General features: G+C 47.8%; 17 protein-coding genes. 6 read left to right on the top strand and 11 right to left on the bottom strand.

Features of this window, described 5'->3' with window-relative positions; all coding sequences use genetic code 11:
• Positions 1 to 78: 78 nt before the first annotated feature.
• From QL223_RS06460 to QL223_RS06470, 3 genes are read right to left on the bottom strand one after another with little or no spacing between them, the layout of a single operon-like run.
• Positions 79 to 1,062 carry an alpha-L-glutamate ligase-like protein gene (locus QL223_RS06460; protein WP_002538509.1) on the bottom strand — a complete coding sequence of 328 codons (984 nt, stop codon included), beginning with the start codon at positions 1,060 to 1,062 and terminating at the stop codon, positions 79 to 81.
• 3 nt (positions 1,063 to 1,065) lie between these two features.
• On the bottom strand, positions 1,066 to 2,571 hold the full coding sequence (locus QL223_RS06465) for an inactive transglutaminase family protein (RefSeq protein ID WP_002538507.1): 1,506 nt from the start codon (positions 2,569 to 2,571) through the stop codon (positions 1,066 to 1,068).
• Positions 2,572 to 2,612: 41 nt separating this feature from the next.
• Positions 2,613 to 3,374: a RimK/LysX family protein gene (locus QL223_RS06470; protein WP_002538505.1), complete on the bottom strand. Its 762-nt coding sequence runs from the start codon at positions 3,372 to 3,374 to the stop codon at positions 2,613 to 2,615.
• Positions 3,375 to 4,130: 756 nt separating this feature from the next.
• Here QL223_RS06470 and kdgR point away from each other — a divergent pair.
• The gene (gene kdgR / locus QL223_RS06475) at positions 4,131 to 4,913 is read left to right on the top strand and encodes a DNA-binding transcriptional regulator KdgR (RefSeq protein WP_281544238.1); all 783 of its coding nucleotides are present in this window, start codon (positions 4,131 to 4,133) and stop codon (positions 4,911 to 4,913) included.
• A gap of 372 nt (positions 4,914 to 5,285) precedes the next feature.
• Here kdgR and QL223_RS06480 read toward each other — a convergent pair whose 3' ends face one another.
• The 3 genes from QL223_RS06480 to cmoA all read right to left on the bottom strand — a co-directional run bounded on the left by QL223_RS06480 (position 5,286) and on the right by cmoA (position 8,400).
• Entirely contained in the window at positions 5,286 to 6,269 is a 984-nt protein-coding gene (locus QL223_RS06480; protein WP_281544239.1) for a porin, read from the bottom strand.
• 344 nt (positions 6,270 to 6,613) lie between these two features.
• Positions 6,614 to 7,585 (bottom strand): tRNA 5-methoxyuridine(34)/uridine 5-oxyacetic acid(34) synthase CmoB, encoded by a 972-nt coding sequence (gene cmoB, locus QL223_RS06485; RefSeq protein ID WP_002538502.1) that lies wholly within the window; start codon positions 7,583 to 7,585, stop codon positions 6,614 to 6,616.
• 86 nt (positions 7,586 to 7,671) lie between these two features.
• Positions 7,672 to 8,400 (bottom strand): carboxy-S-adenosyl-L-methionine synthase CmoA, encoded by a 729-nt coding sequence (cmoA, locus tag QL223_RS06490; RefSeq protein ID WP_002538500.1) that lies wholly within the window; start codon positions 8,398 to 8,400, stop codon positions 7,672 to 7,674.
• 277 nt (positions 8,401 to 8,677) lie between these two features.
• Between cmoA and QL223_RS06495 the strand changes: the two genes are divergently transcribed.
• From QL223_RS06495 to QL223_RS06510, 4 genes are all read left to right on the top strand, one after another.
• Complete coding sequence (locus tag QL223_RS06495; RefSeq protein WP_002538498.1) at positions 8,678 to 9,463, top strand: TetR/AcrR family transcriptional regulator; 786 nt, start codon at positions 8,678 to 8,680, stop codon at positions 9,461 to 9,463.
• 247 nt (positions 9,464 to 9,710) lie between these two features.
• Entirely contained in the window at positions 9,711 to 12,032 is a 2,322-nt protein-coding gene (locus QL223_RS06500) for an MMPL family transporter (protein ID WP_281544240.1), read from the top strand.
• A 49-nt stretch (positions 12,033 to 12,081) separates the two neighbouring features.
• Positions 12,082 to 12,867 (top strand): outer membrane lipoprotein-sorting protein, encoded by a 786-nt coding sequence (locus QL223_RS06505; protein ID WP_281544276.1) that lies wholly within the window; start codon positions 12,082 to 12,084, stop codon positions 12,865 to 12,867.
• 8 nt (positions 12,868 to 12,875) lie between these two features.
• Entirely contained in the window at positions 12,876 to 14,051 is a 1,176-nt protein-coding gene (locus tag QL223_RS06510) for a hypothetical protein (RefSeq protein ID WP_281544241.1), read from the top strand.
• Positions 14,052 to 14,155: 104 nt separating this feature from the next.
• On the opposite strand, the gene QL223_RS06515 is transcribed toward QL223_RS06510, so the two are convergent.
• Positions 14,156 to 14,998, bottom strand: a complete 843-nt coding sequence (locus tag QL223_RS06515; protein ID WP_051997505.1) for a DUF72 domain-containing protein — start codon at positions 14,996 to 14,998, stop codon at positions 14,156 to 14,158.
• 335 nt (positions 14,999 to 15,333) lie between these two features.
• Here QL223_RS06515 and aspS point away from each other — a divergent pair, with 335 nt between their 5' ends.
• A complete protein-coding gene (gene aspS / locus QL223_RS06520) occupies positions 15,334 to 17,121 on the top strand; it encodes an aspartate--tRNA ligase (protein ID WP_281544242.1) in 1,788 nt (595 codons plus the stop codon).
• 119 nt (positions 17,122 to 17,240) lie between these two features.
• Here the strand turns inward: aspS and QL223_RS06525 are convergent, their stop codons facing one another.
• The 4 genes from QL223_RS06525 to QL223_RS06540 form a co-directional block, all read right to left on the bottom strand.
• A complete protein-coding gene (locus QL223_RS06525) occupies positions 17,241 to 18,548 on the bottom strand; it encodes a type VI secretion system ImpA family N-terminal domain-containing protein (RefSeq protein WP_281544243.1) in 1,308 nt (435 codons plus the stop codon).
• A gap of 211 nt (positions 18,549 to 18,759) precedes the next feature.
• Positions 18,760 to 19,593 (bottom strand): hypothetical protein, encoded by an 834-nt coding sequence (locus QL223_RS06530; protein ID WP_281544244.1) that lies wholly within the window; start codon positions 19,591 to 19,593, stop codon positions 18,760 to 18,762.
• 21 nt (positions 19,594 to 19,614) lie between these two features.
• Positions 19,615 to 22,992, bottom strand: coding sequence for a type VI secretion protein IcmF/TssM N-terminal domain-containing protein (locus tag QL223_RS06535; protein WP_281544245.1), 3,378 nt, complete (start codon positions 22,990 to 22,992; stop codon positions 19,615 to 19,617).
• Between the two features lie 23 nt (positions 22,993 to 23,015).
• On the bottom strand, positions 23,016 to 23,651 hold the full coding sequence (locus QL223_RS06540) for a DotU family type IV/VI secretion system protein (protein WP_039849951.1): 636 nt from the start codon (positions 23,649 to 23,651) through the stop codon (positions 23,016 to 23,018).
• Positions 23,652 to 23,655: the final 4 nt, after the last annotated feature.

The raw sequence follows: 23,655 nt of genomic DNA on the forward strand, positions 1-23,655 counted from the left end.
AGATGGGAATGGGAAAGGGGGAGTCGTTGCCTGAAATAAAAATCGGGCCGAAGCCCGATTGAATTATCTTGTTTGAATTTAATGTCCGGGCGTGTAGGTGCCTGAAAAATTTTTCGCGGCGTAAGCCACACGTTCTTCCGGAGTTGTGAGATGCGCTGTTTCTCCCATGGCTTCGATATGACGAAGTCTTGGCAGTAATCCGCAGCCGTTAGCGATTTGAATCGCCAGACCAGGACGGGCATTGAGCTCCAGCACCATTGGGCCTTTTTCTTTGTCGAGCACCATATCGGTGCCGAGATAGCCAAGGCCTGTCATTTCCCACGCGCTTGCAGCGAGAGTCAATAATAGCTCCCAATGAGGCACCTGAAGTTCACTCAGCAGACGGCCTGTATCAGGATGATGCTCAATAGGGCGGTTGAACTGCACGGCACGCAATGCCTTACCCGTCGCGATATCAATACCGACACCAACCGCACCTTGGTGAAGGTTCGCTTTACCATCGGAAGCTGCAGTAGAAAGACGCATCATCGCCATCACAGGGTAACCTTTAAAGACGATAACGCGGATATCCGGCACGCCTTCGTAGCTGAAACCATCAAACACGTCATCGAACTGGATAAGGTTTTCTACGACAGCGACATCGTTCTTACCACCCAGCGAGAATAATCCCGCTAGGGTGTTGGTGATGTGGCGTTCGACTTCTTCTTTACTGACCTCGGAGCCAGATGGCTTTTTATAAACGCCATCTTTGTTTGAGGTTACCACCAGAATACCTTTACCGCCTGAGCCTTGGGCTGGCTTTATCACAAAGCCCGGCCAGTCTTTAACCATCTCGTGGACGGAGGCAACTTGGTGCTGTTCGTTGATGACGCCAATCAGTTCTGGAACCGTTGCACCAGCACGTTGGGCAATTTGCTTGGTTTTCAGCTTGTTATCCACCAACGGAAACAAACTACGTTTGTTATATCGGCCGATATAGCTGATATTCCGGCGGTTCATTCCCATGATGCCAGCATTGTGCAGCTTAAAAGGCGATGTGTATTTCTTTAGGAAATCCAGCATGCCTTAGTCCTTCACCAACGGCTTGAATCGCTTCAATTCGCTCAGGCGGTAGCCAGTGTAGTTACCCAGCATTAGGATCAATGCCAGAATCACGAGTTGAATGCCAACGAAGTTAAAGGTGATATGACGGACAAATTCATTGGTCATGGCGAGGTAAACCAACACGGCAGTCAACAGCGAGCCACCACCTTGAATGAGTACCTGCTTCGCACCTTCTTCTTCCCAAAGAATCGACATACGTTCGATGGTCCAGGAAAGGATAATCATTGGGAAGAAGGTGATTGTCAGGCCTTCAACCAATCCAATCTTGAACGCGACGACCGTAAAGACAGAGATAATCATGATCACCGTGATGATCACGGCAGATATCCTCGCGACAAGGAGTAGATTAAGCCTTGATAGGTAACTTCTGATAATCAGACCGGTACCAACAATCAACAGGAAGCCCACCAGGCCTGGTACTAACTGCGTTTGAACAAAGGCAACTGCGATCAGCACGGGCATGAAGGTACCGGAGGTTTTCAGACCAACCAGCACGCGTAGCAATACCACAATCAGGGCACCGATTGGGATCAACATAATGGTTTTGAACATCGCCTGTTCTTCAATAGGCAGACTGTGAATAGAGAAATTCAACAGACTTTCGGCCTGTATTTTCTCGTCGGTTGCCTGTTGAGGGCTGATATCCTGCGCGATGATGGAGAAGCTGACCTGGCTGTTAGTGCCACCCATGACTTCAAGTAAAGGCGTGCCTTTTTGATTCCAGATCAATAGATTGTCGAAAGAGTCTTCTGTTCCGGTATCTAGGTTAAACAATTGCCACTCTTCGTTATTCCAAATCTCGACCATTGGAACAACGCTTTGTCGACGACGTCCGTCTTCCAGCTGCAAAGCACCAACAACGCGGGCGTGGATGCCTTCCAACGACAAAATAGCCACAATAGCGTCCGCCTTGCTCATCTCTTTGGTAAGGAGTGCTGCGTTTTGGCTTTCTTTGTCGTTGAACTGTTTGATGAGCTCACGCGCGAGTGTCACATTGTCTGCGGAGCGCTGTCTGGCTTGTTCGAGAAGAGCATCTGCCGCTGTTTTGATTGGCCCATCAAGCACGGCAGGGGTGACTTCACCGAGAGGGGGCTCAGTCGGGTAGTTGGCATTTTCATCAACCAGCATTTGGTTTTTGAAATAAAGTATTTGTTGCCCGCTCGCTTCGCGCTTGCTCCACTCGGCTCTGCGGCCATCTTCGGTATTGATCAATGCAAACCCATAGCCCGGTGAGCTGGTGTTTTCATTAATGAGGGTAAAGCCTTCCTGGGTATCCGGCGTTGCCAGTGACACTTTGACTGGCTCGCCTTTGGCTTGGAATTCAACGCGGGCTTCCACTTCCCACACTTGGTGTTTTTGTCCCGCCGTCCACGGCACACCGTAGACGTTATGGCGGTAGATACTCATGCTCATACCGACGATGATCAGCAGGCTAATGAGTAAATAAAAAGGAACGCGTGAAGTCATTCTTTCCTCGTTATTGGCACTGTGGTTGGTAGTTCAGTGCGCTATTTCTTTTCGGCAACAAACTTTGGATGGATGTAAGACTGAGAGACGTCAACAACGGCAATGTCTTTAAAGAATTCACGACCCAGAAGAACCGGGAATTCCATGTGCGAACGGTCAGCCAGCGTAAATTGCGTTTTTTCATGCAGTTCACCCAGTCTGACACGCAGTTCTACAACAGGACGGCGCTCAAGACCTTCAGTGGAAGCTTGACGGATCTTCACCCAGCGGGTCACTGGTGCTTCAATCGTTGCTAGCGGTTCGGACTCACCCTCGCCATTTTGGGTATGTGCAAGACTGAAGCGGACCCAGGTTTTACCGTCGCGTTCAAACTCCTGAATGTCAGTCGCATTCAGGGAAGACGTCGTTGCGCCAGTGTCTACGCGGGCCTTGTAGTTGGAGCCAGCAGCATCAATCCAAACCCATTCTTGCTCACCTAGCACAGCTTTATCGGATTTCTGTGGCACAGGCACTTCTTTCTCGACGTAGACCACTTGCGGTTCAGCTCGGTTCGCAGCTTCGCGGGCTTGATTCTGACGCATGATTTTGAGTGTGTCAGACATATCAGCAACCTGTTGTTCAAGGGTTGCGATTTGTTCTTGCTGTGTTTGAACACTTTGGTTTAGCGACGAGTAGTCACTCTGAATGTTGGTCTCTATGTTACTGATTGCATTCAGGGTTTGCTGGTGCTGTTCCTGAGATGTAATGCTGCAGCCAGAGAGGACAGCAGAGAAAAGAATCAGCAATCCGCTGCGAGTTAGCATGTGGAGCTCCGTGCTGGGTGGTTAAGGCGTTGAAAATAGGAGTGTAGTTTATCCCGAAAAAAACGAAGCGAGAAGGGTGATTTGTCATATCTGAGTCAGGATTGTCGCTAATCTGAACATACTGTTTTGTTGCAAACTTTCCGAACTTTATGATTGGGATTTCAGTCGCAAAAATTAGTGCCGGCCAATTTAATTGTCTTTGTTGTTATTGTTGGCATGAAAAATCCGAACAGAATTTCATTACGTTTTCTATAAACCAGCCTAAATTGTCTCTCGGTGCCGGGCTCGTGGTTTCTGAATGGCTTGTGATAGCGGACACGGCAGCATAACCAAAGTGCTGAGCTTGTTAATTTATCTGACACTTTCCCCTACGTTCATTCTTTGGAAAATGCCCTTTCATTATTTCTGATGATGGTTTTTCATGCTTGCATTCAGGATGACGATTCATGCGCAAAGAGCTTTACTCTCTTTATCTTCGTACTCGATTTTTTCAGGGATTAATCGCCTTAAACCTGACGCTTCAATAAACGGTTTATAAAAGGAAGTTGTTAATAAATAACCGTTGAGTCGAAAACAGTGAACTCTGACGAAATTAAAGAATATTCTAATGGAACGCTGTTTCACTTTATTTATGATTGAAAGCCTATAGTGAATATCCATTCGCTTGATATGTTTGATTGACAACCCTATTGGGTACAAGCTCCTCAAGAGGCGAACGGTTGCTCCTAATAATGAGAATGTAAAGGTATACGTGTTATGGCGTTAAACAATCAGCCCGAGTCAGTTTCATCAGTGCTGAAAACTTTTGCGATTTTGCAGGCATTAAGTTCGCAGAAAGACATTGGCGTGAGTGAGCTGGCGCAAAGACTCATGATGTCAAAAAGTACGGTATATCGTTTTCTCCAAACCATGAAGACGTTAGGGATCGTGTCGCAGGAGGGCGATTCAGAGCACTACTCGCTGACGTTAAAGCTGTTCGAAATGGGCGCAGCTGCGCTTGAATACGTCGACTTAGTAGAGATCGCAAACGCTGAGATGAGTAATGTAGCGACTGTATCAGGAGAAGCAGTGAGTCTCGGAATAGAGGATGGTGACAGCTTTGTGTATGTCCATAAACTCGATGCTTCACACAGCCTTGGTGTTCAGGTTCGCGTAGGAAGCCGGCATTCGTTGGTTGACGCTGCGTTGGGTAACGTATTTTTGGCTGAGAAGAGCGAATCTGAAACAAAAAGGATCTGGCAAGAAACGGGTGGAGATGATGATACAGACTTCGCTACCTTGATGATAAAACTCGAAGCAGTCCGTAAGAAGGGGTATGCGTTCGATAGAGAAGAACATGAGGCCGGGGTGATCGCTTTGGCGGTGCCTGTCTACGACAGATTCAACAGAGCGGTCGCCTCGTTGTCAGTTGATATACCAACTGTCCGCTACTCACAGGAGGTCTGCGACCGTTACAAAGCAGCATTGCTTCAGGCCGCTGCAGCCATATCGTCAAAGCTGGGTTGCGCGAAATATCCTTATCAGCAAGCTGTGGCCTAGGGGCTGTTGACCTTTGGTGGTTAAATTTTGTTCTAGCCCTAAACGTTTTAGGCGCGGCGAGGTGTGTGCCGCCTAGTCATTCTAAGCAAATACACCTCAACAAAGCATAAAACGTATAGGGCAGAACCCTTCGGGCAGCGTTTGTGGGGAATTTCTGCTGCGTTATCGGCTTCTCATGTAGGCCAGCTACACGTCGAAGCCTCTGCCTTGCATAAAGTCCCCACAAACTGCTGCAAAAGTCATCACCAAAGATCAACAGCCCCTAACAGATAAAAAAGTGCTATCACCAAGGTGATAGCACAAAAGGAGTCGTAAAAATAAAAAAGAAATTAGCAGTGCAATGTGGGACCGGCCTGCCCCACGGGTTATCCGTTAGAACGTGAGTTTCACGCCCAAACGAATGACGTCACCCTCTTTACGGTCAGTACCGTCTTTACCTTCACCCACCTGATAGTTCGCCCAAGTTGTGAAGTTGTCGCTTACCTTGTAAGTCAGGCCTGTCGCATAGGTGTCGATATCGAACGCTTTATCCACTGCCGTACCTTTTGCATGTTGGTAGGTGGCAAAAAGCGCCAAATCATCGAGGGTATAAATTGAGGTCAAAGCGTATGTTTCACCGCTGTTCGGTGTGTCCAGCTCAATCGAATCTACATCGGCATTAACGGTCAAAGAGCCTGCGTTCTGGAAGTCAACGTAGGCAGCACCTACCTTCAGAGATCCAAACGTCACGTCTGCTCCAACACCATAGGATTGTGCATCGTCGCCATCAGAGCCATAAACGGCTGCAACTGAGAAGTTGCTTCCGCCGTAGTTAACGGATGCTGCGTAGTTTGAAGGGTCTTTCTCGCCGTCATCATTAACCTGGCTTTCTTTCGCTTCATAGTTTGCTGAGAAGTCGAAGTCGCCAACGGACTTGGTGTAGCGAATACCATTCTGGCCAACGCCGCCCTGGCTAACCGCGTAGATATTGGTGATTTCCAGACCATTCGCCTTTTCCAGTGCACCGAAAGAACTGCCGGTATCGCCCAGAGAAAGCACACCGTATTTGGTGTGTGAACCTGATAGTTTAAAACCTTCCAGACCGTCACTGCCGTTGATATAAGCAGAACCGGTTAGTTTAACGTCATCGTTCAATTGGTAAGCTGCATTGAAAGCAACCTCGCCGCTCGAAGTCACGTGAAATTCTTTTTTCGCTGTGGCAACACCATTGGTTTTAGCGTTTGATGAAGTGCTGTTCGCTTTTACGTGACCCGAAACGGAAAGGGTCAAAGTATCATTCTTGTATACATCCGCAGCCACTACTGCGTTAGAAGCCAAAATTGCTGGGATAATAAGGCCAAGAGTTTTTAGTTTCATTATTCGTTCCTTTTGCGTACGTATCTCACAGGACACATCCAATACATGCTGCTTGTGTCTCGAATTAAATATTCACGAAACGAATGTGAGATTAAATTGAAATAATGTTTCAAAATATTCCGAACAATGACTTACAAATTATGTTGGATTTCTGGCGGGGTTTGACTCGAAATTATTTGAATGCGAATGAAATGAATTGGATTTTTATGCGATTAAAATCACTATTAATTTTGGGGTGGAATTGGCTCGAAATGACGCTAAGTTGTCGGAAAATTTAACTATTTGATTCGAATATACGACAAAAGGCAGCCGGGGCTGCCTTTTTAAATCAGAAAGGTGTTATTTCAATCTGGGTTACGTGCAACCAAAATAGCGCGCTTGGGTGCCGGATAACCTTCAACCGTTTTTGTTGGATCATTTGGGTCAAGATAATCAGGTAGCGAATTGTGTGTCATCCAATCGGTTGTGCGCTGCTCGTCAGTGGTGGTTACACACTCATCAACAATACGAACGTCCACGAAGCCAACTTTCTCCAACCACACTTTCAGTGCTTTCGCGGAAGGGAAGAAGTAGACATTGTGCATTTGTGCGTAACGACTAAATGGCACCAGCACCGCGTTTTCATCGCCATCAATTACCAGCGTTTCTAATACGAGTTCGCCATTTTTCACTAATTGGTTTTTCAATTGGATCAAGTGATCAAGTGGTGAACGACGATGGTACAGTACACCCATGCTGAATACCGTATCGAATGCTTTCAACTCAGGCAGCTTTTCAATACCCAGCGGAAGTAGGTGAGCACGTTGGTCGTTGCCCATCATTCGGCGAATCGCTTCGAACTGAACGAGGAACAGCTCAGAAGGATCGATACCTACTGTCAGCTCTGCACCTTCACCCAGCATGCGCCACATGTGGTAGCCGTTGCCGCAGCCTACATCCAACACATAGCGGCCTTTCAGTGGAGAGATATGCGGTAGCACACGATCCCATTTCCAGTCCGAGCGCCACTCAGTATCTATATTGATGCCATGAACATTGTAAGGACCTTTGCGCCATGGGTGGAACGCGCGCAGCAGGTTTTCAATCTTCGCGCGCTGGCCAGCCGGCAGTTCGTCTTCTGTACCAATGGTCACGCTGTCTTTCAGGTCAATCGTAGAAGGCGCATCCATCGGGATCTTCTTCAGCACGCGCATCCATTTTGGCAGATCACCATGTGGCTGGTTTTGCCACTCCGTCAATTGCGCTGGCAATACATTCAGCCAGTTCTGCAGACGGTTTTTTGCAATCAGTTGGTAGAAGTCAGAAAAATCGAACATAGGTATCGTCTTTTGGTTTTTCGTATTGCGCTGGGACTACCCAGCGCGATGAATTTGTTTAGCCAGGGTCTATTGGCCTTTGGTAGTTACTTGATGGCAAACATGGAGCCGAAGTTAAAGCACTGGAACCAGACCGCCACGCTACTGAAACCAATGTCAGTCAGGCGCTGCTTGTGAGTGTCGATGCTGTCAGGCTTCATCACGTTTTCCAATGCGCTGCGTTTTTGGCTGATTTCCAGCTCGCTGTAACCGTTGGCGCGTTTGAAATCGTGGTGCAGGTCAATAAGAAGCTCGTTCGCAGTTTCATCGGCGAAGTTGTATTTCTCAGAGAGAATCAGAATGCCACCTGGCTTGAGGCCAGCGAAGATCTTCTCGAGAAGCGCCTGACGATCGTCTGGGGTCAAAAACTGCAAGGTAAAGTTCAGCACAACCACAGAAGCGTTTTGAATATCGACATTGCGAATATCGTCTTCGAGAATTTGTACATCAGTGTCTGAGCGGTAAGCATTGACGTGAAGTTTACAGCGTTCAACCATCGCAGGAGAGTTATCAACGCCAATAATGGTGCAGTTTTGCGCTTTAATATGACGGCGCATAGACAGAGTTGCTGCGCCCAGCGAGCAACCTAAATCGTAAACACGACTACCATCAGTGGCGAAACGCTCAGCCAGCATGCCAATTGCAGAAATGATGTTGCTGTAGCCCGGTACCGAGCGTTGAATCATATCCGGAAAAACTTCGGCGACGTTTTCGTCGAAGGTAAAGTCACCCAGTTTTTCGATTGGCGCAGCAAAAATATTGTCGCGATTTGCCATCTGAACCTGCCTAAAAAGAACCGTTTACCGTCGATCTCTGCATTCCTGAGATTCGGTATTACTACACTCGTTGACGCCAGTTTCCATCCAGCATCCAAAGGGCGCGTATTGTAGAGAATTTTGCTTCGCTTGTCTCTATCCTGCTTATTCTGAGCTCAATGTGTGAATTGTCGGGTCATTGAATTTCGTCAAGTTGTCAGCTTTTAAATACAGCGACCGTTTTCCGTTTTGTCATGTTCCATGCTATAAGTGAGCTGATCTTGTGCAGGAAGTGATTATGTTAGAGCAAACCATCGAAAACAGAATGTCCGCGATTTACAACGTCGATACTTCGTCTTTGAGCCGCAAGCAGCTTGCCATGCGTGACAGAGAAAAAGAGCTGTTGGAAATCGCGCGTGATGTTGTGATGCGTGAAGGCTTTGCTCAACTGACTATGGATAAAGTGGCTGCAGCTAGCTCGTACTCCAAGGGAACAATTTATAATCACTTTAACAGCAAAGAAGACCTGATTGCGGCTCTGGCGATTGAAGCGCTAAGTCGTGAGCTACCAATGTTTAAACGTTCTTTGGCATTTGATGGCTCCAGCCGCGAGAAATGTATCGCCATGCATGCAGGCTACTTCGTTTTCTCCCAACTCGAACCCATTCTTTCCATGTGTGCCATGGTCAGCCGCACGCCTGCTGTGACAGAAAAAAGTGCGCCTGAGCGCCTGGAAAAACTCAATGAGCTGGAAGAAATAGCGGTATCTATTGGTGATGCGTTCATCCAAAACGGTATTAACTCGGGTGAGCTAGTGTTGAACCCTGGTGTGACATCAGACAACGTTGTGTTTGCTAACTGGGCGATGGGTTTTGGTACAAACGCCTTGGTTCATAACGCGGAACACAGCACTTGTGTGTCACGCCAACTGAATCACAATATTGTCCTTCAAAACATTAACTTCCTGCTGGATGGTCTTGGTTGGAAACCGTTGTCGACTGAGTTCGACTATGAGCAAACCTGGGCCCGTGCAAGGAAAGAACTCTTCTCTGAGGAACTTGCTCTTCTTGGGCAAAAAGCCTAATCCTGACGAATCGTCAAAAAGTGCTTTCAATGTGATACTGGTTGATCTATATTGACGAAACGTCATTTATGACGGATCGTCAACTTACCGTTGTGTGGAAAGTTGTCATGGCGCACTAGCGCTTTTTAATTTTTCCAATTTTGACGTTTCGTCAAGGTTGGTTCGGAAATCTGTTGAGTCTTACTAAGCCACTGTGTTGGCTTTTTAAAGCGGATTTATTGACGAATCGTCACAAACGGAGCCTGTGATGAACAGAGATCTTTCCCAATGGCCAACCTTAAGGCCATGGTTGTTTTTAATCCTTAGTGTTTTGATTTCCCTGCTTGCGGCGTTTGGTGCCTCCAAACTGTATTTCCGCGGCGATTACCAAATCTTCTTTGATGAAGGAAACCCTCAACTTCAGGCGTTTAAAGAGCTGGAAGCCACCTTCAACAAAACCGATACCTTATCCATCGTGGTTGCACCTGCTAATGGTGATGTCTTCACCGAAGAAAACCTGTCACTGGTAAAGCAACTGACCGATGAAGCCTGGCAAACGCCATATGCCAGCCGTGTTGATTCCATTACCAACTATCAGCATACGTCAGCAGAAGAAGATGACTTGCTGGTTGAGGATTTGGCTGCGGATTACATTGATCTGGATGCTTCACGTCTCGCCTATATCCGAGATGTCGCATTGAACGAACCGCGACTTGTGGGTTCAAGTGTGTCACAGGATGGCAGTGTTGCTGTCGTGACGATTACCTTCCAACTTCCTGACGGTGACCAGAGTGTTGAAGTCAATGAAATCTCTGTTTTTACAGACCAGTTGCTCGACCGAGTTAGCCAGTCACACAGCGATGTAGAGTTTCATCTTGGCGGGATCATTGCCCTGAACAATGCCTTTGCTCTCGCTGCCATGGATGACGGCAATACATTGGTACCCATGATGTTCTTGGTGATTCTGGTCTTTCTGGGTTTCATGTTGCGTTCGTGGAAGTTTGTTTTTGCCACGCTGGTGGTCATCGTACTCACGATCGCCAGCACAATGGGATTGCTTGGCTGGGTGGGGCACTACCTCAATAACGGCACCGTGAATGTACCGACGCTGATCATGACGTTGGCGGTGGCGGACTGTGTTCACCTGATCACGTCTTATGTTCATGCGCTTCGTGAAGGTAAAGAGAAATCTGAGGCTATTAGCTATGCCTTGAAGCTGAACTTCCTTGCACTGTTGATCACCTCGGTCACCACTTCTATCGGTTTCCTGATGATGAATGCATCGAACTCGCCGGTACTTCGTGACATGGGTAACTTGGCAGCGGTGGGTGTGATGATTGCGTTCTTCCTCTCAGTGACCTTGCTACCGGCATTGCTACAACTGATGCCTGTGAAAGTGAAGCAATCGCAAGGCTCTGGCAACAAGGTGATGGGCTGGATTGCTGATTCAGTCATTCGCCACCACAAAATGATTTTGCCTGTCAGTGCTGTTGTGGTGGTGCTGAGCAGCATGCTGCTTGTTCAGAACCAAGTAAATGACAACTCAGTGGAGTACTTTGGCCCTGAAAACACCTTCCGTCAGGCCGCTGACTTTATGGAAGAAAACATCAGTGGTACCACGGCCATCAGCTTGTCGATTAAATCTGGCCAGCCTCAAGGCATCACCCAGCCTGAGTTCTTACAAGCTGTGAACGGTTTTACGGATTGGCTGCGTATTCAACCGGAAGTCGACCATGTTGCGTCTATCTCAGACACGTTCAAGCGTTTGAACAAGAACATGCATGGCGATGATGAAGCCTACTATCAATTGCCGACTGATCCCGAACTAGCGGCCCAATATCTGCTGCTGTATGAGATGTCGCTGCCTTACGGCCTCGACCTGAACAACGAAATAAACATTGATAAGTCGGCAGTGAAGTTGCTGCTTACCGTCGATAACTTGGGCAGCGTTGAGCTCATCGATCTTGAGCAGCGCATGGATAAATGGTTTGCCGCTAACGCGCCGCAATTCGACATGACCTCTTCCGGTCCGAACCTGATGTTTGCCCACATTGGCGAAACCAATATGGAAAGCATGCTCAAGACCTTGCCGATTGCACTGGTGCTGATTTCTGGTCTGCTGGTATTTGCGCTGCGTTCATGGCGACTGGGTGCGATCAGTCTGGTGCCGAATCTTGCGCCCGCCATTATCGGCTTTGGTTTGTGGGCAGTGATTTCCGGTGAGATCAATCTGGGACTTTCTATTGTCGTGACTCTTACGCTTGGCATCGTGGTGGATGACACGGTTCACTTCCTATCCAAGTATCGCTATGCGCGCCTTCAAGGACGCAATGTTGAAGAAGGTATCCGTTACGCATTCAGCACCGTTGGCCGTGCACTTTGGATCACCACAGTGGTGCTGGTGGCAGGCTTCAGTGTACTGGCAACGTCCGTATTCCGCTTAAACGCTGACATGGGCATGTTAAGTGCCATAGTGATCTTCATTGCGCTGGTGGTCGATTTCATCCTTCTGCCTGCAGTATTGCTGGTTGCCGACCGTAAACCTTACGCCCGTGAATCTGAAAACCTAGTGACACAAACCGCCCAATAGACGAACAGACAAAAGACAAAAAAGAATCAAGGAGAGAACTATGAGCACGATGAAGAAGTTAAGTCAGGCGGTGGTGGTGTCATTAAGCCTGTTGAGCGTATCAATGCCGCTGATGGCGGATGAAGCTCGCGGTTTGGAAATTGCTCAAGAGCGCAAAAAGCGAGATGAAGGGTGGGGCGATAGTGCTTCCACTCTGACCATGGTGCTGCAAAACGCTAATGGTGATACCAGTGAGCGCAAACTGCGCATCAACACATTGGAAGTGGCAGATGACGGCGATAAAGGTCTGACGATTTTTGATGAACCGCGAGATGTGCGTGGCACGGTATTTCTGAACTATTCGCATGTGACAGGCCCGGATGACCAGTGGCTGTATCTGCCAGCGCTTAAGCGCACTAAACGAATTGCATCACGCAACAAGTCAGGCCCATTTGTGGGCAGTGAGTTTGCCTATGAAGATCTGAGCTCATTTGAACTGGAAAAGTACCGTTTCAACTATTTGGGTGATGAGTCTGTCGAAGGGCAAGACAGCTTTGTGGTGGAGCAAATCCCGACCGATAAATATTCCGGTTATACCCGTCAGAAAGTGTGGCTGGATAAAGAGCACTATCGCCCGCTGAAAATCGAGTTTTACGACCGTCGTGACACTTTGCTGAAAACCCTGAGCTTCGCGGATTACCAGCAGTATATGGACCAGTATTGGCGTGCGCTTGAAATGGTGATGGAGAACCACCAGACCGGAAAAGTGACGACACTGACCACCAGCAAATTGGCATTCAATACGGGGCTTGAAGAAAAAGATTTCTCCAAATCCAGCCTGAAACGTGCGCGCTAGGAGGTTGGATGAAATCAGCAGTATTGGGGGCAGCACTGGCGCTGGCTGCGCTTCCCCTTTCTGCCTTCGAGCATTTTGAGGCAGAAGGTGAAATCTCATTCCAGCAGCGTCAGTTTGCAGAAACCGGCTTGTTGGGACAAAGCAAAAGCCAGACTTCGGTGGCGATAGAGCCAGAGCTTTATTGGGAAACCGAAGAGGGCAACTCGAGTTTTGTGTTCTCGCCGTTTTTCCGTTGGGACTCGATGGACGACGACCGTACTCATGGTGATGTTCGCGAGGCCTTGTGGCGACACTATGACAGCAATTACGAAATTCGCGCGGGTGTCGGTATTGTCTTCTGGGGCGTGACGGAGTCACAACATTTAGTCGATGTGATTAATCAAACCGACGCAGTTGAAGCAATTGATGGTGAAGTAAAACTCGGGCAACCCATGGTGAGCATAGGTTGGGAATTTGATGACAGCCTGCTCGATTTGTACCTGCTTCCTTACTTTCGGGAACGAACCTTCGCCAGCAATGATGGCAGACTGGCTTTCCCGGGGTTGGGTGATACAGAAGCGCAATACGAATCACGACATGAAGAATGGTATCCGGATGTGGCGGGGCGTTACTCGCTAATGTGGGACCAATGGGACTTCGGTGTCAGTGCTTTTCATGGCACTAATCGGGATCCATATTTCGTGCAGGGTTTGTCGAATTCTATTCAACCGTATTATGCCTTGATGAGTCAGGTCGGACTGGATGTGCAGGCGATTTTCGGAGACTGGCTGTGGAAAGCAGAAGCTATTCGAAGATTCAGCTTAGACAATCACACGGCGTTTACTGGCGGCTTTGAATACACCTATGTTGGTGTAAACGACGGCATAACCGACCTTGGTTTTTTGGTGGAATACCTTTATGACAACCGCGGTGAAAAAGCGCCAGTGGCAGGCCAAAATGATTTGTTTGCCGGACTTCGTTGGGTATTGAACGATTTAGACGGCACCGAGTTTCTGGTTGGTGGCACGGTGGATTTGGATAACTCTGATTCGGTCACTGTTAGGCTCGAATCCAGTGGGCGTTTCAGCAACGACTGGAGCTGGACAGTCACTGGTTGGATGTTTGATTCTGATACCCCATCTGACCCTGTTTACTCGCTCCGCAAAGACGATTTTCTGGAAGCGGAAATCAGTTGGTATTTTTGAAGAAGGTTCTAGGAAGGGCAAAGAGCGGTCCTAGGTCCTAGGAAAAGCAAAAGCTTGAAGTGGCGGCCGTGACTTAAAAAACGTTGCAGGACCCAGAGCCCCCTCTAAAGCAAACTCATCTGGCTGCTGTTAGGTTGCTCCGGCATTAAGGGCGCTAACGGTGGCAAGGTAATGTGCTCACACAGCTTTTCGTAATAACGCGCTGCTAACTGCGGCGCTTCGTCGTTATTGGCAGTGTGAATAAAGAGATAAGGCGTTTTACCTTCATTTATCCAGACTGGGATCTTCTTCAGCCAGTTGGCAAAGAACTTATCGTTTCGCTCCAGCGTTGGGTCTCCGATAAACCTCACCATGGGGGTTTCTGCCGTCGAAATGGCATGCACGGGCACTTTCGGCTTTTTCTGTTGGGCATCAAGGAGGGCGTCGGTATCCGGTGGAACCGCGAAAACAGGGCGGCTGTCCATGATGATGCGGTTGGCGCCAAGCTCCATCAGCATCGCATTCAACGCGCGTTCTTCTTCACCTTTGGCAAAAAACGCGAGATGACGAACTTCCACACCCAGTTTAAAGCCTTTCGGCATTGCGCTCAGAAAACGTTTGAGGTCGGGTAAATTCTCAGGCCCAAATGCTGCAGGAAGCTGAATTTTCCAAAGGCCAATGCGCTCGTGGAGTGGCTGCATCAGAGTAATAAATTCTGAGACCATTTCATCGGAATGGCGCAGCATCATTTGGTGCGTCACGGGTTGGGGAAACTTAAAGGTAAAGCTGAATGCATCGCTGGTGGCCGCTTTCCAGTTCGCTACCGTGGCGTGGGAAGGACTCGCGTAAAAAGTGGTGTTTCCTTCCACTGAATTGAACACTTCTGCGTAACGGGCCAGTCGTTCGCCGCTTTTTGTGCCTGAAGGGTAGAACACACGCTGCCATGAATTGTGTGACCATTGAGTCATACCAAGGCGGATTGGCGGTGAAGTCAGTTGGGAAAGCGGCGTTTGCAAACCTAAAGTCCTTTCTATTGTTTGAGCGGCTATTGTGGAATTAACACTGGCGAGAGGTCAATCTTTGCTGCTTTTTTGCGCAGTTGCGACGATTTCCTTCCTTAGTCTGGCTACGATTTACCGCAGGCTCATTTTTTCCTTTATAATGCGCCGTCTTTTTGAAATATTTAGAGGTTCGCTGGTGCAGATTTTCCAGCGGGCATCAGCAGTAAAAGCTGCAAACCCTCATTCGATACTTTGCGTCTTGTGGCGTAAAAGGACAGTAAGTAACAGATCGGGAAATTCATATGCGCACCCAATATTGTGGTCACCTGAACAAAGCCCTCGCAGGGCAAACTGTAGAACTATGCGGCTGGGTTAACCGTCGTCGCGATTTAGGCGGTCTTATCTTCATCGATATGCGAGATCGTGAAGGTATCGTTCAGGTAGTTGTAGACCCAGATATGAAAGATATCTTCGAGGTTGCTAACCAACTGCGTAACGAATTCTGTATCAAGATCACCGGTGAAGTGCGTTTGCGTCCTGACAGCCAAATCAACAAAGGTATGGCGACGGGTGAAGTAGAAGTGCTGGCGCGTGGCGTTGAGATCATCAACCGTGCAGCTCCACTCCCACTGGACTTCAACCAGAACAACTCTGAAGAACAGCGTCTGAAGCACCGTTACCTTGACCTGCGTCGCCCTGAAATGAGTGACCGCATCAAGCTGCGTGCGAAAGCGTCGAGCTTTGTTCGCCGCTTCCTGGATGACAACGGCTTCCTGGACATCGAAACGCCAGTACTGACCAAAGCGACCCCGGAAGGCGCGCGTGACTACTTGGTACCAAGCCGTGTTCACAAAGGTAGCTTCTACGCGCTGCCTCAGTCTCCACAGTTGTTCAAACAGCTGCTGATGATGTCTGGTTTCGACCGTTACTACCAAATCGTTAAGTGTTTCCGTGACGAAGACCTGCGTGCAGACCGTCAGCCAGAATTCACCCAAATCGATATCGAAACCTCGTTCATGAACGCAGAACAAGTGCGCGAAGTGACTGAAAACATGGTTCGCGATATGTGGCAAGAATTGTTGAACGTCGATCTGGGTCAATTCCCAATCATGTCGTTCGAAGAAGCGATGCGTCGTTTCGGTTCAGACAAACCAGACCTGCGTAACCCGCTGGAAATGGTTGATGTTGCAGATATCCTGAAAGACGTTGAATTCAAGGTTTTCTCTGGCCCAGCAAACGATCCGAAAGGCCGTGTTGCAGTTATCCGTGTACCGGGTGGCGCAGAACTGTCTCGTAAGCAAATCGACGACTACACCAAGTTCGTTGGTATTTACGGCGCGAAAGGGCTGGCATGGGTGAAAGTGAACGACCGTGCAGCAGGCATGGAAGGCATTCAGTCTCCAGTGGCTAAGTTCTTGACGGAAGATGTGGTTAACGCCATTCTTGATCGCACTGGCGCAGAGTCTGGCGACATCATCCTGTTCGGTGCTGACAGCAAGAAAGTGGTGACTGAAGCGATGGGTGCACTGCGTCTGAAGCTGGGTACCGATCTGGGTCTGACCGACACCAGCAAGTGGGCACCACTGTGGGTGGTTGACTTCCCAATGTTCGAAGAAGATGACGAAGGTAATTTGCACGCGATGCACCACCCATTCACGTCACCTTTGGGCATGACGGCAGAAGAGCTACGCGCAAACCCGGCATCAGCAATTTCTAACGCATATGACATGGTTCTAAACGGCTACGAAGTGGGTGGTGGTTCTGTGCGTATTCACAACTCTGACATGCAAACTGTTGTGTTTGATATTCTGGGTATTGAATCAGACGAGCAGAAAGAGAAGTTCGGCTTCCTGCTTGAAGCTTTGAAGTACGGTACGCCACCACACGCAGGTCTTGCATTCGGTCTTGACCGTTTGGTCATGCTGCTTTGTGGCACTGAAAACATCCGTGATGTTATCGCGTTCCCGAAAACCACTGCAGCGGCGTGTCTTTTGACTGATGCACCAAGCCTTGCTAACCCGGCAGCGCTTGAGGAACTGGCGATTGCGGTTACCGTAGCAGCGAAGAAGAACGAAGAAGACGACGCGTAACGTACACGAAGTCTGCACAAGGGTCAGCACTTTCTGGCCCTTTTTTACACCCAAATTGCCTGAATTCAGTCAGCTTCAGGTAGTTTGATTTTATCCAAGAAAAGGGGCTTAGCTCAGGCCTATGGCGAAACGCTTCTCCTCCCCTCTGCGTTTACTCCCAAGCTTTGCAATTCAAGGTCCTCACGAAGTTGGTTAATCTTGTACTGATAGCTGTTGAGGATGTATTGCGCTTTATCCAACTCTTCCAATGATTGCTCGCTCTCGGCGAAGTTGATTCTGCCCATCAATGGGAAAAGGGTGTTGCTGTATTGATAGGATTTTATGATACCTGCTTGTTCACCTCCTGCTTCTTTCAGGTTCGCGAACAGGGTTCTGGCTTTCTTGAAGCCCTCGTTTAAGGCCGCCCACTCACTGACTAAACCAGCATGTTTAGAAACAAACGCCTTTTCTAACACTTCGGCTTTGTTCGATTCAGGGTAAAGCCGCTCAAACTCCTTGATGGATGCCAGCACTTTATGGCTTTTATCAACAGAAAACGGCTCGTGGCCATAGGTGTTGACAATCGCCGCGAGCCTTTCATACAAGGGCTGTTGTATAGCGGTGAGTTCTGTCGGCGTATCCGCATGTCTGATCACGGTCAATACGCGTTCAATGGAATAGTCTTTGATGTTTTCTTTTAGCCTCTCCAATTGTTTTTCTTGGTAGATAATGTAGAAAAACGCCGCAAAAAAGGTCAGTGCGATCATCAGTAGCAAAGGCGTATTTGCCTTTTTGCTGCTTGGCTTTTGGGAAAGCGCGGCCTCAGGCTCGGCCGAAGCAGGCGTAGTCGAAGACTGTAGGGGAGGCGGTTCAGCCTGATCAAACAGTGTCAGCGACGCCCGCTGTTTCGCCTCAAGATTTTCAATACGGCGGGAAAACAGCGCGACCAATGAATCAAAAGCAGGCGCTGCTCTTCCATAGTGCTTGAGCAATTCTTCATGTATATCAAGCGCCAGCGAACGGCCTAATTCTAGCTTCGCTTTGTCTTTCTCTTCTTGTATCAAGGCTTTGGTAGGTAAGATATTTTCGATATACCATTCAAACGCGGCTAACCGGGCATCTTTTTTCCCTCCTTTGGGAAAGCCGTTATCCCAATAGATCAGGCACATATCCAAAATGGCGTTTAAACCATCGAATAATCCCTGTATGCCTCTGTTGTGCGTGGCAGCAACAGCGTAATAACACACGCAGCGGAAATCCTTACTATGGTGGCGTAATATCTCCTCCGTGCCTTTTTCGACCACTGGCCAGGAAACCCTGACTATGATCTTGCTCTTATTATTAATCTGAGCCTTTACTTCATCAAATCGCTCAGTTTCCGCTGCGTTGATGCCACATGAGCTTACTTCGGAAATTGGTCTTTTGACAAAATTTTTGCATTTTTTCATAGTGAAACTCGTTAAGCAAACATGACCATTCTTTTAAGAGGAACCAATTTGAACACATAAAGCCGCTCTTTTACCTAGGGAGAAATTTGGCCTTCAGTTGCTAATTTTATGAGTGGCTTCCCCCATCATTTTCACTCATTTTTGTGTTTAGATAGATGTTAATGCGGTTATATTAAACACTTCAATAATTTAGAGGAAAATGCCCTTGATGTTATTGAAATATGGTAATTTTCGCGCTTTGAACATTTTGGTTTCTTATTGTCGTTATTAATTTATCTTTTTTATCTATTTGCTTATTTGTTTTGATCACTAACTCATCAGCACTTATTTCTATACGCTTTTTTGCGGCAATAATAATATTAGATTGTTCAGATAAAAAAACAAGATTCCCACTTTTTGATGTGTAATCTAAATCATAAGTAACCTGCTTAATTTCGTTTCCTAAAACTAACTTTTTTTCTGTACCATTAATGTCAACTTCACTAACTACTGTTTGATATTGTTGGGTTGAGCCAGCAAGTGCAATTTTCAAGTCATCTTTGTCACCCCACCAATCTGTCGAACTTGGAGCATTTGTATTCCAGTCATAACCGATTTTCACTACCTTTCCGTCTCGAACTAAATCTAATTTATGATGTGATGCTGTTATGTTTTTAGAAGAAGCATCTATTTTTCTATTACTGATTTTCATATTGCTATTAAGTACAACTTCTGTTTTGTCCACACCGTTGTATTCTTTTGTTATACCGTAATTTATATCACATTTAACGCCAAATGTTTGTTCCAGTTTTGCCGCAAGATTTAGGGATTCATATGCTGAAAATTTGACATCCAAACTAACGGCAAGTTTAAAGCTCTCACTAGGGCCGACCAAAATTTCAGCAGAATTCCCAACTAGTACATTATTAGAAGAACCTAGCGTTATAAAGGACTTTGAGCCCATTGTAATACTCCTGTAATTCCCCTTGTTGTTATCTTGGTGTTTATCAGGGTTTTCCAGGGCAAGAATTTTTTCATCCTGTTCTTTATCATATTGTGTTGACATTTTTTCCTTTCCTCTTTCCGGTTATTTGACATCACAGTGAACGATTTTTTCTGGCATCACGAGGTTTCTGGCTTTTTTCCAGTTCCTTATTGAACGTCCTCCTTGTATTTCATAATTGATGGTCACTTGCTTAATATTGTGTTTTTTCAATGAAAGCAGTGAGCCTGAAAAATCATAGGGAGCCAGTCTCAGGGAGCCTCCGGCCATATCCTGAAGGAAATCGGGAAATGCGCCTTCACCCTCCCAGACTTTATTCAAAATGAAATCGCCAAAATCGATGCTGATTTTGGTGGTGAGACAGGAAGAGGGCTGCCATTTGAACGCCTGCTTCTTGTCATAGTTATGGTTGACCAAAGTCTGTTCGCCGCTTTCACAGGAAAGTGAAAGGGTGGTTTTTTGCGGGTAAGTTAACGCATCCCGGTTGACGGTAACGGGTAAGGACCGAACGCGCACCGTATATTCCTGTTGCTGCGAACCCCGAACATACGCCCCCCGTTCCACTAAGTTGAAAAAGGCGGGCTGGAACTCAATTTGCTTGCCTTGCAACATTTTGGGCTTCCAGCCTCTCCCGTCAAGGCTGACGAAAGGGGTGAGCTGTTGGGTAAGAAAGGTATCTAACAACCCTTTTTTTTCATATAGTCGCTGTACTTTTTCTCTATTGGGCAAATACTTGAGTGGCCCGAGCACGTCACTTTCCCATGCACTTTGTATGCGACAGGCGGCGGTTTCCATGCTGGATTCGAGCATAAACTGGTAGATATTGTTGAAAAGCTGATAGCCCCCCAGCGATGTTGAGCCGGGCGCTAAGGCCAATAAATTCTCCAGTTGCTGTGTGGCCGTAAAGGCATCTTCTATGCCAGCACCGGAGTCTGCGCCGCTTAGCCATCGCCCCAGGCTTTCTGTCACTTTGGACTGATTATCAATATTCTGGTTTTGCACCACCATGGCTTGAGTGAATGCGCCAACCCATTCTTTGCCTTTTTCTATTTTTTCGAAATATGCGCTGTCCCCTTCGACCAGACTGTTGACTGCCGAATCTATAAACGCCTGTCCTTTATTCAGGTTGTCTTGTTCTTTCTCCGCCCAGTAGCCTTTTAACATCGTTTCCGCGAGCGTGAGGGAACGTAAGCTCACATCATTGATTGCTGCTATGGCCTGCAGCGCTTTAAGGGTTCTTTGCTGCAAGATGGCGAAAGGGTTGTCGGGTTGGTTCACCGTGAGAGACACCATACGCCTTTCTGCCATGGTCATGCCTTCGCCGGTCTGGTTGAAGTTCAGGTTCAGGTTGCGCCAATGTTCGAGGTATTGAACGGCATAACCACTGTTGAAACGAGAAACCTGACTGTTGTCGACCAACTTCAAGGCGCTGAGTGTGGTCAGCAAGGCTTGAATGTGTTGATGGCCCTGTTCGGTAAATGCCCCCGGTATTTTAAGCGGACTCACTAAAGGTAATTGCCAGAACTCATTGGAACTGACAGGTCGGTTGTGGTGATTTGCCCAGTTGACCAACCAGGAGAGTTCACCGTTGATGGCAAGCAGATTGTTCAACTGGTCGTCAAGCTGAGCACGCAATGCGAGCAATTGTTTAGGCTGGGTGTTAAATCCCAGGTAGGCGTTAAACAGTGATTCGTATACACCTTGGTATAGCCAGGGGGTTTCGCTGTCTTCTGCTTGTCCTGCCGGCGTTGAAAGCGTGATGGGGCGATAAGTATCGTTGAGGGTGGCATCGACTCCCTTTAGCTGGGAGGCGAAATTATCAATCACGGCACCGAGCGCCACACTGGGGTCTCCTGCATGTTTGAGCCACTGCAATTGCCGTTGGTTGGTGGGGTGGATGACCTGACGGTGAAAGTTCTCGCTGTATATGTTTTTCGCGTTAGCAAGGGCGATAACCATCGGTTCCTTTAAGCTGACAGGCTGCAAATAACGGGGGGGCAATTCGCGCTCGAAACCAGTAATCTGGGTATGTAAATCTGACAGCCTGAGCAAACTTTGTTCGGGCGACGTAGTTTGCTGCGCATGTTGTTGAAGGTTCACCAGACTGTTCTGTAGGGCTGATAGCTGGTTGTGACCTTGCCAAAACACATAGGTGAGGGTGAGTACGCCTACCGTGAGGATGGCAACAAATACGCCACCCAGGGTGTAGACTTTTTTCCGTTGAACATTTAACCATGCGCTGCTGGGGTGGTATGCCGCTCGCTGACTGGGTAACAAGTGTGAAAAGAAATCGTGAAGAAAGAGACCGTGTTCCCTCTCAGGGCCTGTGCTTTGGCTGATTTGCGAGAAACAGGCGCTTTTGGTGGGGTGTTGCTGTCTGGCACTGGAAAGGTAGATCCCTCTCAGTAACACGGCTTCATGATATTTCCCATGACCAAACGCGGACCTGGCGAACTGGTTCAATACTGTTTTCAACGCTTTCAGCTCGTCCGTTAGGCTGAGCTCAGCGCATGAGACCTGATTCGGAGAAAGCAGTGATAACGCACCAATTCGGTCACACAGATCGTTTAATGCCATGTCAATAAAGTCGGAGGCTTCCAACGTCTGCTCAATGGTGATGCCCAGCGCCTCTTTTTGCTTGTCGGCGCTGAGCTGTTCAGCAAATTCGTTGAAACCAAAGATGTGATCGGCTTTAGTTATCATTAAATATACGGATACACGTGCTTTTAATTCTGTCGTCAGCGCGTTGAGTCGATTAGCAATGTAAGTGCCGTATTTTTTTATTCTCTCTGCATCGCCTTCCACCAGCATTTCTGCGGGTAAAGTAATCACAATGCCATTGATTGGTTCACGTTTTCGGTGCTTTCCGAGTAGCGTGAGAAATTCCTGCCATTCGTATTCATCGTCGTCACCATTAAGCGGCAGGGTGTACCTTCCTGCGGTATCCAGCACGACGGCATCTTCAAAAAACCACCAATCACAGGTGTCGGTAGAATCGGCGTTTAACTTTGGACCGGCTTTGGAAATTAACGACGTTAAACCGCATTTTCTTAGCGCGGATGTTTTACCGGAGTCGGTTTCACCGAGCACCAAAAACCATGGTAAGGCATGCACGGGGTCGCCCTGTGCCGACAACGTCGATTTCTTTAGTGTGTCTATGGCGGCCAAGAACTGGCTTTTTACCTCGGTTTGGCGGTGTTTGTGTTGCTCTTCCGTGGTGTCCAGTTGCGGCTGGTCATGGGTGACCATACGTTTAATGAGACGCTTTTGCCGACGTCGACGTATCCATTTCGCCAGTGACACCAGAGTGAAGGCAAACGCACAGATCAATAAGGCACCGATTGCGCCATACCACCATGGCCATTGGTTTTTATTCACGGCGTAAAAAAGTGCTGCTGATAAAAGCAGTAACAGGGTGATTAAACAAAGCCAACCTATTAATGCTAGGATTTTCTTTTTCATTCCACTTCTCGTTAGTTGTGTAATTACACAATCAGCTGCTTAAGCAATAATTCACGATAGATAAAGAAGAGCCCTATAACAAAGCCCACACCGATGACCAGCATGATGAACAGTCCTTTTACTCCCATAGCAGGTCTTAGAGGAATGTCTGACACGCCCGATGAGGTGTAGGTATTAAGTGCAGGAATTTTTATATTGAAAATTTCAAGAAGTGATTGGCGGAACTGGTTCAACGCTGGCTCACCATCCTTGTAATATTTGCCTTTAAAACCGGCATTAAGGCACATCGCATAAACACGCAGTATCTCGACCAACGCCTTTTTTTCTGCAGCTGTGGCGCTCTGATATTCGTTGATGAGCATGTTTAAACGCTCGAAAAAGAGCTCTCCCCCACAAGTGGTCTTGAAGTAGCGAGTTTGTAAGGGTTTCCATTGGGTGTCCCTTGCCCAAGCGGAGGCCAGCAGTCTTTCATCTGCCCATACATAGAGTGCAAATAAAGCGAGGTTCGCGCGCTTGTTTGACGATGCGTTCATCCCTTGCTCCAGTTCGATGCACCTTTTTTGTAGCTGCGCAACGAGCTCTTCATGGGGAGTGGTTAGCCTGTTTTCTGCGATCGCGGACGTTGTCGCCATAAATTTGCGTATTTGACTATCATTCATTGCT

The sequence above is a fragment of the Grimontia sp. SpTr1 genome (assembly GCF_947387585.1).
Classification (GTDB): domain Bacteria; phylum Pseudomonadota; class Gammaproteobacteria; order Enterobacterales; family Vibrionaceae; genus Enterovibrio; species Enterovibrio indicus.